Genomic DNA, 12,951 nt, shown 5'->3' on the forward strand with positions numbered 1-12,951 from the left:
TGTTTGTTGAGTGGCTCGCGGGGCCGGCTGGGTGAACGCCCAGTCACCTGATCTGCGAAAGTTCGTCTGGTACCGTAGTTCTAGAATGGGGTGCAGCCTTGGACATCCATCACTGTCCCCCCCCCCACGGCGTGAGATGCGGGAGGGATGACATGCAGCTACTCGTCGTCGAAGAGCACCAGATCTTTGCCGACGCTCTGGGTGCCTTTCTCAACAGCCAGGACGACATGGAGGTCGTCGGCATCGCCCTTTCCACCGGCGACGCCCTGGATCTGGCCATCGAGCGCCGCCCCGACGTCATCACCACAAGCGATCGCTTGCCCGACGGCGATGGCCTCGACCTCGTGGCAATGCTTCGCGACAAACACAGCGAGGCACGCGTGATCATGGTGGGCAGCCCTGATGACGAAGAAGTCGTCGCAGCCGCGCTGGACGCGGGATGCGTCGGATTTGTCCCGAAGGCCGGTCGGCTGACAGACCTAGCCACGGCGGCACGAACAGCAATGGCAGGTCGAGTTGCAATCCCGTCGAAAGTCTTCGCTCGCGCGCTGAACACCCTGCAAAGCGAGCCCGGCCGGCAAGCCGCGAACCTAACTCCGCTGGAGCTCGAGATCTTGAAGCTGTTTCCCAAGGGACTACCGAACAGCGCGATTGGCGCAGAACTCGGCCTGAGCGAGCGAAGCATCCGGAATCACGTCGAGTCGATCCTGACGAAACTGGAAAGCCATTCGAAGCTCCAAGGCCTTGCGACGGCGATCCGGCGTGGAATCATTTTTCTGGTGCTCCCTTAAGCCGGCGCGCGCCCGCTTCCATCAGCTCTGGGGGGGTCGAAAAGATCGATCTTGTCCTCGAGATCCAAAGGTGTGCGGTTCGGAGTCCGCCGCGCCGAACTGTCGGAGTCAACGCGTCCGATTTCGAGGATTGGTTCGCGCTTGGCCCATTCCCGTCGGGGTGCTCGCGCCGCTGGTTCCCGGATGCGAGCACCTCGCGCAGTAGCACCGGTCTGCCTCCATCAGCCACCGAAAGCTCCGAGGCGACGAGGATGGCGGTCGCCTCCTCGACGAGCCCGAGTGGATACGGCTCCGCCTCTCCCCGGACTATCCCGAAGAAGCGTTCGAGCATGCTCCGGGCTCCGGCCTGCCGCTGCAGCTCGTCGATCTCTGCAGCGGCATACCCCAGACGAATTACGCGCATCTTCAACCAAGCCATTCATGCTGACCCCGCCGAACACGAACCCCGGTCGCCAAACCCCGGCGTATCCACGAAGCGGACAAAAAGTATAGGGGCGGCACTGGCGGGTCAATTCCCAGGGTTGCACAGGCGGAGCGCGCCTATCTCGACGGCAGGCCCAGGTCGGCGCGGATGGTGATTTCGGCCTCGGCCATTTCTTGCCGGCCTTCGGAGATCGCGGACTTCAACCGATCTCCGAGTCCTTGGAAGTACCCGGCGGCGTCGCGCGCGAGGTTCGGGGGCGCGAAGCGTTCCTTGGTTCGGTTCATCCAGCGCACCGCCTCGATGCCGATGACCACGCCGATGCCGATGCCGACGATCGCCCAGAACAGACGCCGCACGCTACTTCCCTTTGAACTTGCGCGTCGCGCGGCGCGCGCCTGCGGCGAACGCCAGCGCCTTGACCAACGGGTTCGTCACGACGGCCCGCACCGTGTCCGAGATCGTCTCGGCGTTCTCGGACACGCGCTGGACGTTTCCGAGGATCACGTCCACGCGCTCGAGTTCCTTGTTCACGCCGGCGACGGTGTGACTCGCTTCCTTTAGAAGCGGAACGGTCTCGGATGCGACACCGTCCACAAGGTTCTGCAGGCTTGTCACCACGCGGAACAGGTTCGAGATCACGACCGCTGCGATGAACAGCGCGAGCGCGCCCGAGGATGCCAGCGCGACGACGGCCCAGTCGCGCGCGGTCATGGCTGCGATCATGACTCCCTCTCCTCGTCCTGTTGCGTGGACTCCCGTCGCCAGCCCAACCGCTGCTCGGGCTTCCAGTAGCGACGACCCTCGAATCCCTCCGGCATATAGCGCTGCTCAGCGGCGCCTTCCGAAGGGTCGTGGGGGTATTTATACCCGGTGCCGTGCCCGAGGGTGCGCGCGCCGCGGTAACTCGCGTCGCGAAGGTGGGCCGGAACCGTGCCTTGGCCTCGCTCGGCGAGGTCTTTCTGTGCGGCGTTGATGGCGCGGATGACCGCGTTGGACTTGGGCGCCAGCGCGAGCGCCACGGCGGCGTGCGCGAGGTTCAACCGGACCTCGGGCAGCCCGACGAACTCGACGGCCTGCGCCGCTGCCATCGCGGTGTGAAGCGCCGTCGAATCGGCAATGCCGACGTCCTCGGAGGCGAAGATGACCATCCGGCGCGCGATGAAGCGCGCGTCGGCGCCGGCCTCGAGCATCCGAGCCAGCCATGCGAGCGCGGCGTCGGGGTCGGACCCGCGAAGGGATTTGATGAACGCGGAAACGGTGTCGTAGTGCTGATCGCCGGAGCGATCCCAGCGGATGATGCGCTCGCGCATCGCGTCGGTCACGTCGGTCGACTCGATCAATGCCGAGCCTCGCGCGGCGGCGTGCTCGGCGGCCGCTTCGAGCGCATTCAGCGCAATGCGAGCGTCCCCTTCGGCGCGCGCGGCAATGCTCGCAAGGACTTCTTCGCCGGCTTCGACCGCGGCGGCGAGTCCGCGCTCGGGATCGGCAAGCGCGCGCCCCAAGATCGCAACGAGGTCCGCGTCGGACAGCGGCTCCAATCGAAACAGCGTGCTTCGCGAAAGCAGCGGCCCGATCACGCTGAAGAACGGGTTCTCGGTGGTGGCTCCGATGAAGACGACCCATCCGGCTTCCACTCCCGGCAAGAGGGCGTCTTGCTGGGCCTTGTTGAACCGGTGAACCTCGTCCACGAACAAGACCGTGCGCCTGCCGGCGACCTCGAGGCGGCTGCGTCCTTCCTCTACAACACGACGCACGTCCGCAACACCGGCCACCACTGCCGACAGCGTTTCGAATGCAGCGTGCGTTGCCTGCGCGACCAGGATCGCGAGACTGGTCTTGCCGGTGCCCGCCGGACCAAACAGCAAGACCGAGTGCAAGCGATCTTGCTCGATCAAACCTCGCAGCACCGTTCCCGGTTCAAGAAGATGCCCTTGGCCGGCGAACTCCTCCAGCGTGCGCGGCCGCATGCGCGCGGCGAGGGGCGCGTCGGGTCCGGCATTCAAACCTCCCGCGCGCCCGCGCTCGCCGCCGAAGAGCGACGGACCTTGCGCAGGACGGCGGGGAGAACTCACGACGGCTGCTGCTTCAGGCCAAGGTCCTTCAACTGCCGCGCCTCGACGCCCGTGGGCGCGCCGGTCATGGGATCCCCGCCGGACTGCGTCTTCGGGAAGGCGATCACGTCGCGAATCGACTCCCGCCCGGACATGAGCATGGCCATGCGGTCGATGCCCATGGCGATTCCACCATGCGGGGGCGCGCCGTAACCGAACGCTTCGAGCAAGAAGTCGAACTCGGCCGGATCGCGCTTCAGCGCCTCCAGCACGCGCACCTGAACGTCGCGACGGTGGATACGAATGCTGCCGCCGCCGAGTTCAACACCGTTCAGCACCAAGTCGTAGGCGCGCGCCTTGGTGTTGCCGGGATCCTGGACCATCTGCTCGACCGGGCCCTGGGGCGACGTGAAGGGATGATGCACGCTCACCCATCGCTCGTCGTCGGGATCCCACTCGAACAGCGGCGGGTCGGTCATCCAAAGGAACTCCCAGCGACCCTCCGGGATCAGTCCACGATCCTGCGCGACCACAACGCGAAGCGCGCCCAAGACCGCGCGCGCAACGTCGGTCTTGTCGGCACACACCAAGGCCAGGTCGCCCGTGGTCAAACCCAGAGCCTGCACGAGTCGAGCAATCAACGCGTCGTCGACATGCTTGGCGAGCGGCGAGTCCAAGCCGTTCTCGGTCAGGCGGAACCACGCAAGGCCTTTTGCGCCGCGCTCGCGCGCGAGTTGCTCCAGGCGCCGCAACTCGTTGTGATGCATCGACGCACCGCCGGGAACCCCAATTGCGAGCATCGAGCCTTGCGGGTCCTCCAGAACCTTGCGGAAGATCCCGAGTCCTGTTCCTTCGAACACCGCGCCGACGTCGGCCAACTCCATGGCGAAGCGGACGTCCGGCTTGTCGCTGCCGTAGCGGCGCATGCACTCGTCGTAAGTCATGCGCGGGAACGGCGCCGAGACCTCGACACCCAGGACGTCGCGCCACAGCGACACCATGAGTTCTTCCATCAAGACCTGGATGTCGGATTCCTCGACGAAGGACATCTCGAGGTCGAGTTGCGTGAACTCGGGCTGGCGATCGGCGCGCAAGTCCTCGTCGCGCCAGCAACGCGCGATCTGGTAATAGCGCTCCAGGCCCGACACCATCAGCAACTGCTTGAACAACTGCGGCGACTGCGGCAGCGCGTAGAACGTTCCGGGCTGCAGGCGCGAAGGCACGAGGAAGTCGCGCGCGCCCTCAGGCGTCGAGCGCGTGAGCGTCGGAGTTTCGATGTCGATGAACCCGCGTCCGTCGAGGAATGTGCGGATGCCGCGTGTCAACGCATGGCGCAAGCGAATCGCGCCTTGCATCTCGGGACGCCGCAGATCCAGGTAGCGATACTTCAGGCGCGTTCCTTCGTCCACCTCGACGCCGTCTTCGATCACGAACGGCGGGGTCGCGGACGGCGACAGGACCGTCAAGGCGCGCGCGCGCACCTCAACGTCGCCGGTCTCCAAGCGTTCGTTTTCGGTGCCCGGGCGGCGCGCGGCGACCTCGCCGGAAATCTGCACGCAGAACTCGCGCTGCACTTCCAGCGCAGCCTCATACGCCTCGGCCGACTCGTCGGGATGCACGACGACCTGCACGGTGCCGCTCGCATCACGAAGGTCGAGGAAGATGACTTTCCCATGGTCCCGCCGATGGTGGACCCATCCGGCAAGCGTCACCTGCGCGCCGGCGTCCGCCGCGCGCAACGTCCCGCACTCGCGGGTTCGCATCATTTCGTTTGCTCCTTCAGCCATGCGGGCACGTCCAGCAGCGGCACCGCCGTTTGTTCTCCCGACACCATGTCGCGAAGCGTGGCGTTGCCGTCCGCCAATTCCTTCGCACCGATCAGCACCGCGTAGCGCGCGCCGATCCGGTCGGCGTGCTTCAACTGCGCCTTCAGTCCGCGCGCCATGTATGCGAAGTCGGCGCCGAGGCCTGCGCGGCGCGCGGCCGACACCAGCACGAGTCCCGCAGTACGTTCGGACTCGCCCAACGCGATCACATAGCAGTCAAGGCGCGGCGGCTCGGGCAACGCGCCGGCGGCTTCGGCCGCGAGCAGCACGCGCTCGATTCCCGAACCGAAACCGATGCCCGGCATCGGCGGTCCACCGATCATCTCGCTGAGCAAGTCGTAGCGCCCGCCGCCCAGCACGGTGCTTTGCGCAGCCTCCAGCACATCGGCCTGAAACTCGAACGCGGTGCGCGTGTAGTAGTCGAGTCCTCGAACCATGCGCGCGTCGATGGTGAACTCAATGCCCGCATCGCGAAGGTGGCCCTGTACGGCCTCGAAGTGCGCGCGGCACTCGTCGCAAAGGTCCTCGTCGATTGTCGGAGCATCCGCGAGGATCTGTTGATCGCGCTCCACCTTGCAGTCGAACACTCGCAACGGATTCGTAGTCATGCGGCGGCCGCAGTCCGCATCCAACTCGTCGCGGTGCTGCTCCAAGAACGCGCGCAACTTCGGCAGATAGTCCCCGCGGCATCCGGGGTGGCCAATGCTGTTCAACAGCAGGCGCGTTCCGGTGACGCCGGCGGCATCGAGCAACTCCTTGCCGAGCGCGATCACCTCCGCGTCGATCGCCGGATCGTCGGACCCGATGGCCTCGATCCCCAACTGGTGGTGCTGGCGATACCGGCCCTTTTGCGGACGGTCGTAGCGGAACATCGCCGCGCTGTACCAAAGCTTGATCGGCAACCCGGCGTCCCACAGGTGGTTGCTGATGACCGCGCGCATCACCGCCGCGGTCCCCTCCGGACGCAAAGTCAGTGAGTTCCCGCTGCGATCCTCGAAGGTGTACATCTCTTTGTTCACGATGTCGGAGGACTCCCCCACGCCGCGCACAAACAGCGCGGTGTCCTCGAACATCGGCGTGATGACCCTGGAGTACCCCGCGCGCCCGAAGATCTGCGCACCGCGACGCTCGTGCGCCTCGAACTGCTCGGAAAGCGGCGGCAGGATGTCCTGTGTTCCGCGTGGTGGTTGAATCTCGTTCGCCACGTCTACATCCCCAGCATGTCGTTGAGTTCGCCGCGCGCGTCGGCGAGCACGAACGGGTTGTGCCGGCGTTCAACGCCGACCGAAGTCGCCGGACCGTGCCCCGACAGAATCGCAACGTCGTCATCGAGTGACATCACCGCGCGCCGGATCGAGTCCATCAGCTCCGGGAGAGACCCGCCGGGAAAGTCCGTGCGCCCGATCGAGCCCTGGAAGATCAGGTCGCCGGTCATGACCAAACCGTCGGCAACGAACACGCAGTGTCCGGGCGTGTGGCCCGGAGTGTGGCGCACCTGAAGTCGCAGCCCGCCGAAGTTCAACTCGTCGGCATCGGCCAAGTCACGGATATCGGCAGGTGCTTCGATCTTGAAGTCCCCGAACCCCATCGCGCCCAGCGCCGCAGCAGGATCGTCCATCAGGTAGCGGTCGGCCGGGTGGATGAACGCGGGAACACCGGCGGCGTCGCACACTTCCTTGGCCGACCAGATGTGATCCACGTGCCCGTGGGTGAGCAAGACGGCTTCCAGCCGGAGCCCGTGCTCGGCGAGGCGCTCGGCGACGGTACCGGCGGCATCCTGGCCGGGATCCACGACGACGGCGCTCTGTCCGGCGGCAGCGGCCAGAACATAGGTGTTGGACTGGAAAACCCCTGAGGTGAAGCCCTCTACGATCATCGCGGGGCATCCTACCAGCGGCCCAAAGACCCGACGTGCGCCTTTTGCTCTGCGCTAAAACCGCTTCTCGGAGTCGAGCAAGATGGTGACCGGACCGTCGTTCACCAGTTCGACTTCCATGTGCGCGCGAAACCGGCCCTCGCAGGTTGGTATCCCATGACCGCGCAACGCCTCGACGAACTGCCGGTACAACGGTTCGGCGACTTCGGGGGGTGCAGCGTCGACGTAACTGGGCCGGCGTCCGCGGCGAACGTCTCCCAAGAGTGTGAACTGCGAGACCGCCAGCACTTCTCCACCTGCCTCGGCGAGGGAAAGGTTCATGGTCCCCTCGTCGTCCGGAAACACTCGCAGGCCCACGACCTTCCCGGCGAGCCACACGGCGTCCTGGGCCAAGTCGCGCACGGTCACGCCGACGAGCACCACCAATCCACGACCGATGGATGAAACCTCGGAACCGTCCACCCGCAGCGACGCGCGAGACGCGCGCTGAACGACTGCTCGCACTACCCGTTCTTTCCGTGGCCGGGCACGATGCGCTCTGCGTCGTAGACGGCGTCCACTCGCTTGATCTGGTGAAGGATGTGAGCAAGGTGCTGAGGGTCGGCAAGTTCGACGTTGAACCGCAACGCCGCGGTGCGCGTGCGTGGGTCGGTGTGGCTCGACGACCCGAGGATGTTCACTCCCATCTCACTGATGGCAGTAGTGACGTCGCGCAGCAACTTCGTACGGTCCAGCGCCTGCACCAAGATGCCGACTGTGAACGCGCCCTTTCGGGCGGCGTCCCAGCGAACATCGATGGCGCGCTCTGCCTGCTCGCCGAGGGCCCCCGCGTTCGGGCAGTCCGCCCGGTGTACCGAAACGCCCCGGCCCCGTGTGACGAAGCCGATGATCTTGTCCTGCGGGACCGGAGTGCAGCACCGCGCAAGACGCACCAAAACGTCGCTCACTCCTTCCACGACCACGCCATGCTCGGACGGCGCGCGCATCCGCACGGGTCGCGACGGCGCCGGCATAATGTCTTCGTCGTCGGACACTTCGTGCTCGAGTCGCTGCACGACAACAAAGGCGGAGATGTGCCCCTCTCCAATCGCCGCTTCCATCGCCTCGACCGACGCGAAGTGCAGGGCGCCGGCAACCGAACCGAGCGCGCCTGAGGAAAGCGTTCCCTGCACCGGGAGGCTCGCCTTTCGCAACGCGCGCATCAGGTCGTCGCGGCCCTTTTCGATCGCGTCTTCGCGTCGCTCCCGCGTAAACCACGCGCGGATCTTGTTGCGCGCGCGCGAAGTCGCCACGACCTGCAGCCAGTCCTGAGACGGTGCCGCATCCGGCGACTTCGACGTGATGATCTCGACGGAGTCGCCCGAACGCAGTCCGGTCGTCAACGGAACGAGCTTGCCGTTGATCCTGGCTCCCGCGCACCGATGACCCACTTCTGTATGGACGGCGTAAGCGAAGTCGATCGGGGTCGCGCCTGCGGGAAACGCGCGCACATCGCCCTTGGGCGTAAAGACGAAGACTTCGTCTTGATACAAATCGATGCGCAGACTCTCCATGAACTCGCCGGGATCAGCCAGTTCCTTCTGCGAGTCAAGCATCTGCCCGAGCCACGACAGATCCGTGTCGTCGGCACCCTTTCCGTCCTTGTACTTCCAGTGCGCGGCGATGCCGTACTCCGCCGTTCGATGCATCGACTCGGTCCGGATCTGTATCTCCAGCGGCCGTCCGCCGGGGCCCGCGACCGTCGTGTGTAAAGACCGATACATGTTGAACTTGGGCATCGCCACGTAGTCCTTGAAGCGGCCCGGCACCGGCTTCCACAGTGCGTGGCTGATTCCAAGTACCCCGTAACAATCCTTGAGGGACTCGGTGATAACGCGCAGGCCCACCAAGTCGTAGATGTCGGCGAACTCCCTGCCGCGGATCACCATCTTCTGGTAGATCGACCAGTAGTGCTTAGGTCGCCCACTGATGGTCGCCTTGACCTTGGTCTCACGCAAAGCGGACGACAGGTCCTCGATAACCTTCACCACCAACTTCTCGCGCTCGGGTTGACGCTCCTCCACCATCCGCACGATCTCTTCGAACTGCTTCGGGTGCAGCGTCGCGAACGCGAGGTCTTCCAATTGCCACTTAATTTGGTGGATCCCCAACCGGTGCGCCAGCGGCGCGTAGATCTCCAGCGTCTCGCGAGCTTTCAGTTCCTGCGTCTCGCGGGCAAGATGGCCGATCGTGCGCATGTTGTGGAGGCGGTCGGCCAGCTTGATCAGCAGAACACGAATGTCTCGGGCCATCGCGATGATCATCTTGCGCAAGGTCTCAGCCTGGTGCGCCTCGCGGGACCGGAACGTGATCTTGTCGAGTTTGGTGACCCCGTCGATGATCGCCGCCGTCTCTTCACCGAACTCGGCAGCGATATCCTTGAGAGTGAGCGGCGTGTCCTCTACAACGTCGTGCAGCAACGCACACACGATCGTCGCGGTGTCCAAGTTCATATCCGCGAGGATCAGTGCGACCTCAAGCGGATGATCGATGAACTGCTCACCCGAAGCCCGATACTGATTGCGGTGAGACTCGGAGGCGTAGTGGTAGGCACGTTCGATGAGCTTCAGGTCTGCTTTCGGGTTCCCGGTGCGCACCGCCTGGAGTAGTTTCTGCAAGCGCATGTCGAGAGCCTCGCCGTCCGCAGGACGCAGGCGCGCGAGCACTCCCTTGCGCCGCCCTTCCGGCGGTGCGCCTGCCGGGGTCTCCATGTCCCTAGTGTAGCGGGGCCCGTGCGGCCCTACCGCCGCCTAAAACCGCAGAAGCGACAGCAGGTCGTATTCGGCCAGACGGTCCCGGCCGCGCAACGCTTCGAGTTCAATAACGAACGCGATGCGCACAACCTTGCCCCCGAGCCGCTCGACCAGTCGAGCCGTGGCCAAGGCAGTTCCGCCCGTTGCCAGCACGTCATCCACGATCGCGACCCGTTCTCCGGGCTGAATCGCATCACTGTGGATCTCGAGCGTCTCCTCGCCGTACTCCAGCGAGTAGTTCTCCGCCTCGGTGTGCCACGGCAGCTTGCCCTGCTTGCGAACCGGGACGAACCCGGCGGCTAGGTGATAGGCCACCGGCGCCGCCACAATGAACCCGCGCGCCTCGATGCCGACTACCTTGTCGAGACTTCCGCGCCCGAACCCCACCGAGATCTCGTCGATCACCGTTGAGAGCGTGACGTGGTCCCCCATGAGTGGGGTGATGTCGCGGAACATGATCCCGGGCTTCGGGAAGTCCGGGATGTCCCGGACCCGCCGCGCAAGAAGGCGCTCGGTCCGCGCACTTCGGTCGGTCACCGCCGGCGACCTTTTCCGGCCCCTCGCTTGCGCCCTCTCTGCCGAGGAGCAGATGTCGCAACCCGGGCCGAGGTTGCCGGGCGCGCCGGGGCAACCGGACTCGGCACCGTTTCATCCGGGTCGACGGACGTCGATACGCGCACCTGCTCGCGCGCCTCGCCGCTTGAGTCACGCATGGCCCGCATCCGAATAGAGCGGTACCGCGGCTCGCGCTCCTTCAACACCGCAAGCAGCGGCGAAGCAACAAAGATGCTCGAGTACGTCCCCACGAGCATCCCGATGAACAAGGCAAGTGCAAGGTCCTCCAGCGTGCCGGCCTTAAACAGATAGACGCCGACGAACAACAATGCCGAAATCGGCATCAAGGTCGACATCGACGTGTTGATCGAACGCATCAGCACTTGGTTCACGGACCGGTTCGCGATTTCGGAATAGGTGATCCGGTCGGAGCGCCCAATCGATTTCGTGTTCTCGCGGATCTTGTCGAACACAACAACGGTGTCGTACAGCGAGTAACCGAGCAACGTAAGCAAAGCGATCACCGTCGCGGGAGTGACGACGAAGCCGATCAGGGCGTAGAGCCCGGCGGTCACGATCAGGTCGTGAAGCAAAGCAAACAACGCGGCGATTGCCATCCTTGCTTCGAATCGCACGCCGATATACAAGGCCACCAAAACGAGGAAGACAATTAGTCCCCGCAATGCCTTGCTCGATACCTGCTTGCCCCAAGTGGGACCCACGTCCTGCAGGCTGACCGCGTCCAGATTCGGGGAGCCGTCGGCAAGACGCTGTTCGCCGATCACCGCAAGCGCGGTCTGGATTCCGATCAACTTCTGCCGATCTTCAACATGACTTGTGCGGACCAACGCCTGTCGCTGCTTGGTGGCCCGGTCGGTCGAGACCTGCACCTTCAGATCAGCGAGATCGAACTTCGCCAGCGCGTGCTCGATGTCTTTCGCCGGCATCTCCTGCTTGAGGGGAACGGTCAGCGAGGTCCCGCCCTTGAACTCCAATCCGAGATTCAGCCCGCGACCGAACAGTCCGAGAAAACTGGCAGCGATCAGCACGCCGGAGACGGCCGCCCACATCTTCAGGCGACCGATGATGTCGAAGTTGGCCTCACCGCGAACGATCTTGCCCAGGCCGCTCATTTGCTCGTCCCTCCAGCCGGCAACGCGTCGCCGACTCCGGCGATCGAACGCATTCCAAGCGTCTTACTCTCATTGAATCGCTTCGTTTGTGCGAGCAGCCAGACGCTGGGGTGCATAAACCACCGGGAGACGAACAGGTCGAGACCCGTCGCAAGCCCAAGGGTGAGCGCGAACCCGCGAACCCCTCCGACCGCAAGGAAATACAAGACACCCGCCGCAAGCGCCGTGACCAAGTCGGCGGCCACGATCGTGCCCCACGCGCTGGTCCACGCCCTGTCCACCGACGCCCGCACAGTGCGCCCTTGATGAACCTCGTCCTTGATGCGTTCGAAATACACAATGAACGAGTCCGCCGCGATACCGAGAGACACGATCAACCCCGCAATCCCCGCCAGGGACAAGGCGAATCCCGCGAACTGTCCCAGCAAGATCACGACACCCACGGTCAGCCCACCATGGATCGCGATTCCGATCCAGATGATCATCCCGAGCGCCCGGTAGAACAGCAGCACGTACAGCAGCACCACTCCGAGGCCGATCGCGCCTGCCACCAGGCCGCTGCGCAAGGACTCTTTACCCAGCGTCGGACTGATCGTCGTGGTCGTCGTTGGGACCAATTCGATCGGCAGCGCGCCGTAGCGAAGCACGAGGGCGAGGTCCTTGGACTCACGCTCAGAGAAGTTGCCGGTGATCTGAGCGGTTCCTCCATCGATCCCCTGGTTACACTGAACCGTCTCCCCCATCTGCGGGTTCGATTCGACGAGGCGGTCGAGAACGATCGCCAGTTGGCGAGACGCGTCCCCGAGGGGATTGCAGGCAAGCTTCCCAGTGATGGATTCGAACTTCTTCGCCCCGGCCGCCGTCAAGCGAAGCGAGACCTCCCAGCCGCCCCCGCCCTGTCCGGCAGGCGGCAACTCAGCCAGCGCGGTGCTCACGTCGCTGCCTTGGAGTTCCACGGGGCCCAGCAAGAGCCGCTCCCAAGCGGCGGGATCGGTCCCCGCTCCGGTCTGGGGGTCGCGATCCTTCACGCATAGGACAACCTGCTTCGTCGGCACATCCTCGGGGAAGGTGTTGGGGTCGCTGCATTCCGGCAATGCCGCACCCGGCGGCGCGGTGTCCGTCGTCACCCGCGCAAGTACCGGACGGAAGCTGAGCTTCGCCGTCGTGCCAATCAACCTGAGGGCCTTGGTCGTGTCCTTGATCCCAGGGATCTGCACCAGGATGTTGTCGCCTTGCAGCGAGATATCAGGTTCTGCAACCCCAAGGGCGTCCACGCGCTGCTGAATGATGTCTACAGCCTTCTGCAGCGACCCCTTGTCGACGGTCTCCCCCGACTTGGGGACAAGGACCACCGAAATCCCACCCTTTAGGTCCAAACCCAGCCGCGGAGCGTAACTCTTCCACGCAATGACGCCGTAGATCCCTCCCAGCAGCAGCGCCAGGGCCACCAGCGCGCGCCAGTACCTCGTTCTCGTTGCCGCCATGGACTCAGCCTCACATCCC

Annotated in this window: 12 protein-coding genes; 1 reads left to right on the plus strand and 11 read right to left on the minus strand. The window is 64.7% G+C overall.

From position 1 onward, the window contains the following. Positions 1 to 152 precede the first annotated feature (152 nt). Positions 153 to 791 carry a response regulator transcription factor gene (locus WDA27_08250; GenBank protein ID MFA5890927.1) on the plus strand — a complete coding sequence of 213 codons (639 nt, stop codon included), beginning with the start codon at positions 153 to 155 and terminating at the stop codon, positions 789 to 791. Between the two features lie 540 nt (positions 792 to 1,331). Here WDA27_08250 and WDA27_08255 read toward each other — a convergent pair. From WDA27_08255 to secD, 11 genes are read right to left on the minus strand one after another with little or no spacing between them, the layout of a single operon-like run. Next, a complete protein-coding gene (locus WDA27_08255) occupies positions 1,332 to 1,571 on the minus strand; it encodes a hypothetical protein (protein ID MFA5890928.1) in 240 nt (79 codons plus the stop codon). Between the two features lies 1 nt (position 1,572). Continuing rightward, on the minus strand, positions 1,573 to 1,938 hold the full coding sequence (locus WDA27_08260) for a DUF948 domain-containing protein (protein MFA5890929.1): 366 nt from the start codon (positions 1,936 to 1,938) through the stop codon (positions 1,573 to 1,575). Beyond that, on the minus strand, positions 1,935 to 3,287 hold the full coding sequence (locus WDA27_08265) for a replication-associated recombination protein A (GenBank protein MFA5890930.1): 1,353 nt from the start codon (positions 3,285 to 3,287) through the stop codon (positions 1,935 to 1,937). Before WDA27_08265 ends, WDA27_08260 begins: the two co-directional genes overlap by 4 nt. Beyond that, a complete protein-coding gene (aspS, locus tag WDA27_08270) occupies positions 3,284 to 5,032 on the minus strand; it encodes an aspartate--tRNA ligase (protein ID MFA5890931.1) in 1,749 nt (582 codons plus the stop codon). The genes WDA27_08265 and aspS overlap by 4 nt, the downstream gene beginning before the upstream one ends. Beyond that, a complete protein-coding gene (hisS, locus tag WDA27_08275) occupies positions 5,029 to 6,297 on the minus strand; it encodes a histidine--tRNA ligase (GenBank protein MFA5890932.1) in 1,269 nt (422 codons plus the stop codon). The genes aspS and hisS overlap by 4 nt, the downstream gene beginning before the upstream one ends. Positions 6,298 to 6,299: 2 nt before the next feature. Beyond that, positions 6,300 to 6,968, minus strand: coding sequence for an MBL fold metallo-hydrolase (locus WDA27_08280; protein ID MFA5890933.1), 669 nt, complete (start codon positions 6,966 to 6,968; stop codon positions 6,300 to 6,302). Positions 6,969 to 7,022: 54 nt separating this feature from the next. Beyond that, positions 7,023 to 7,472 (minus strand): D-aminoacyl-tRNA deacylase, encoded by a 450-nt coding sequence (gene dtd / locus WDA27_08285; protein ID MFA5890934.1) that lies wholly within the window; start codon positions 7,470 to 7,472, stop codon positions 7,023 to 7,025. Then, entirely contained in the window at positions 7,472 to 9,718 is a 2,247-nt protein-coding gene (locus WDA27_08290) for a bifunctional (p)ppGpp synthetase/guanosine-3',5'-bis(diphosphate) 3'-pyrophosphohydrolase (protein ID MFA5890935.1), read from the minus strand. Before WDA27_08290 ends, dtd begins: the two co-directional genes overlap by 1 nt. Before the next feature lie 39 nt (positions 9,719 to 9,757). Continuing rightward, on the minus strand, positions 9,758 to 10,297 hold the full coding sequence (locus WDA27_08295) for an adenine phosphoribosyltransferase (protein ID MFA5890936.1): 540 nt from the start codon (positions 10,295 to 10,297) through the stop codon (positions 9,758 to 9,760). Then, a complete protein-coding gene (gene secF / locus WDA27_08300; protein ID MFA5890937.1) occupies positions 10,294 to 11,448 on the minus strand; it encodes a protein translocase subunit SecF in 1,155 nt (384 codons plus the stop codon). The genes WDA27_08295 and secF overlap by 4 nt, the downstream gene beginning before the upstream one ends. Then, a complete protein-coding gene (gene secD, locus WDA27_08305) occupies positions 11,445 to 12,932 on the minus strand; it encodes a protein translocase subunit SecD (GenBank protein ID MFA5890938.1) in 1,488 nt (495 codons plus the stop codon). Before secD ends, secF begins: the two co-directional genes overlap by 4 nt. Between the last annotated feature and the right edge of the window lie 19 nt (positions 12,933 to 12,951).

The organism is Actinomycetota bacterium (assembly GCA_041658565.1).
Classification (GTDB): domain Bacteria; phylum Actinomycetota; class AC-67; order AC-67; family AC-67; genus JBAZZY01.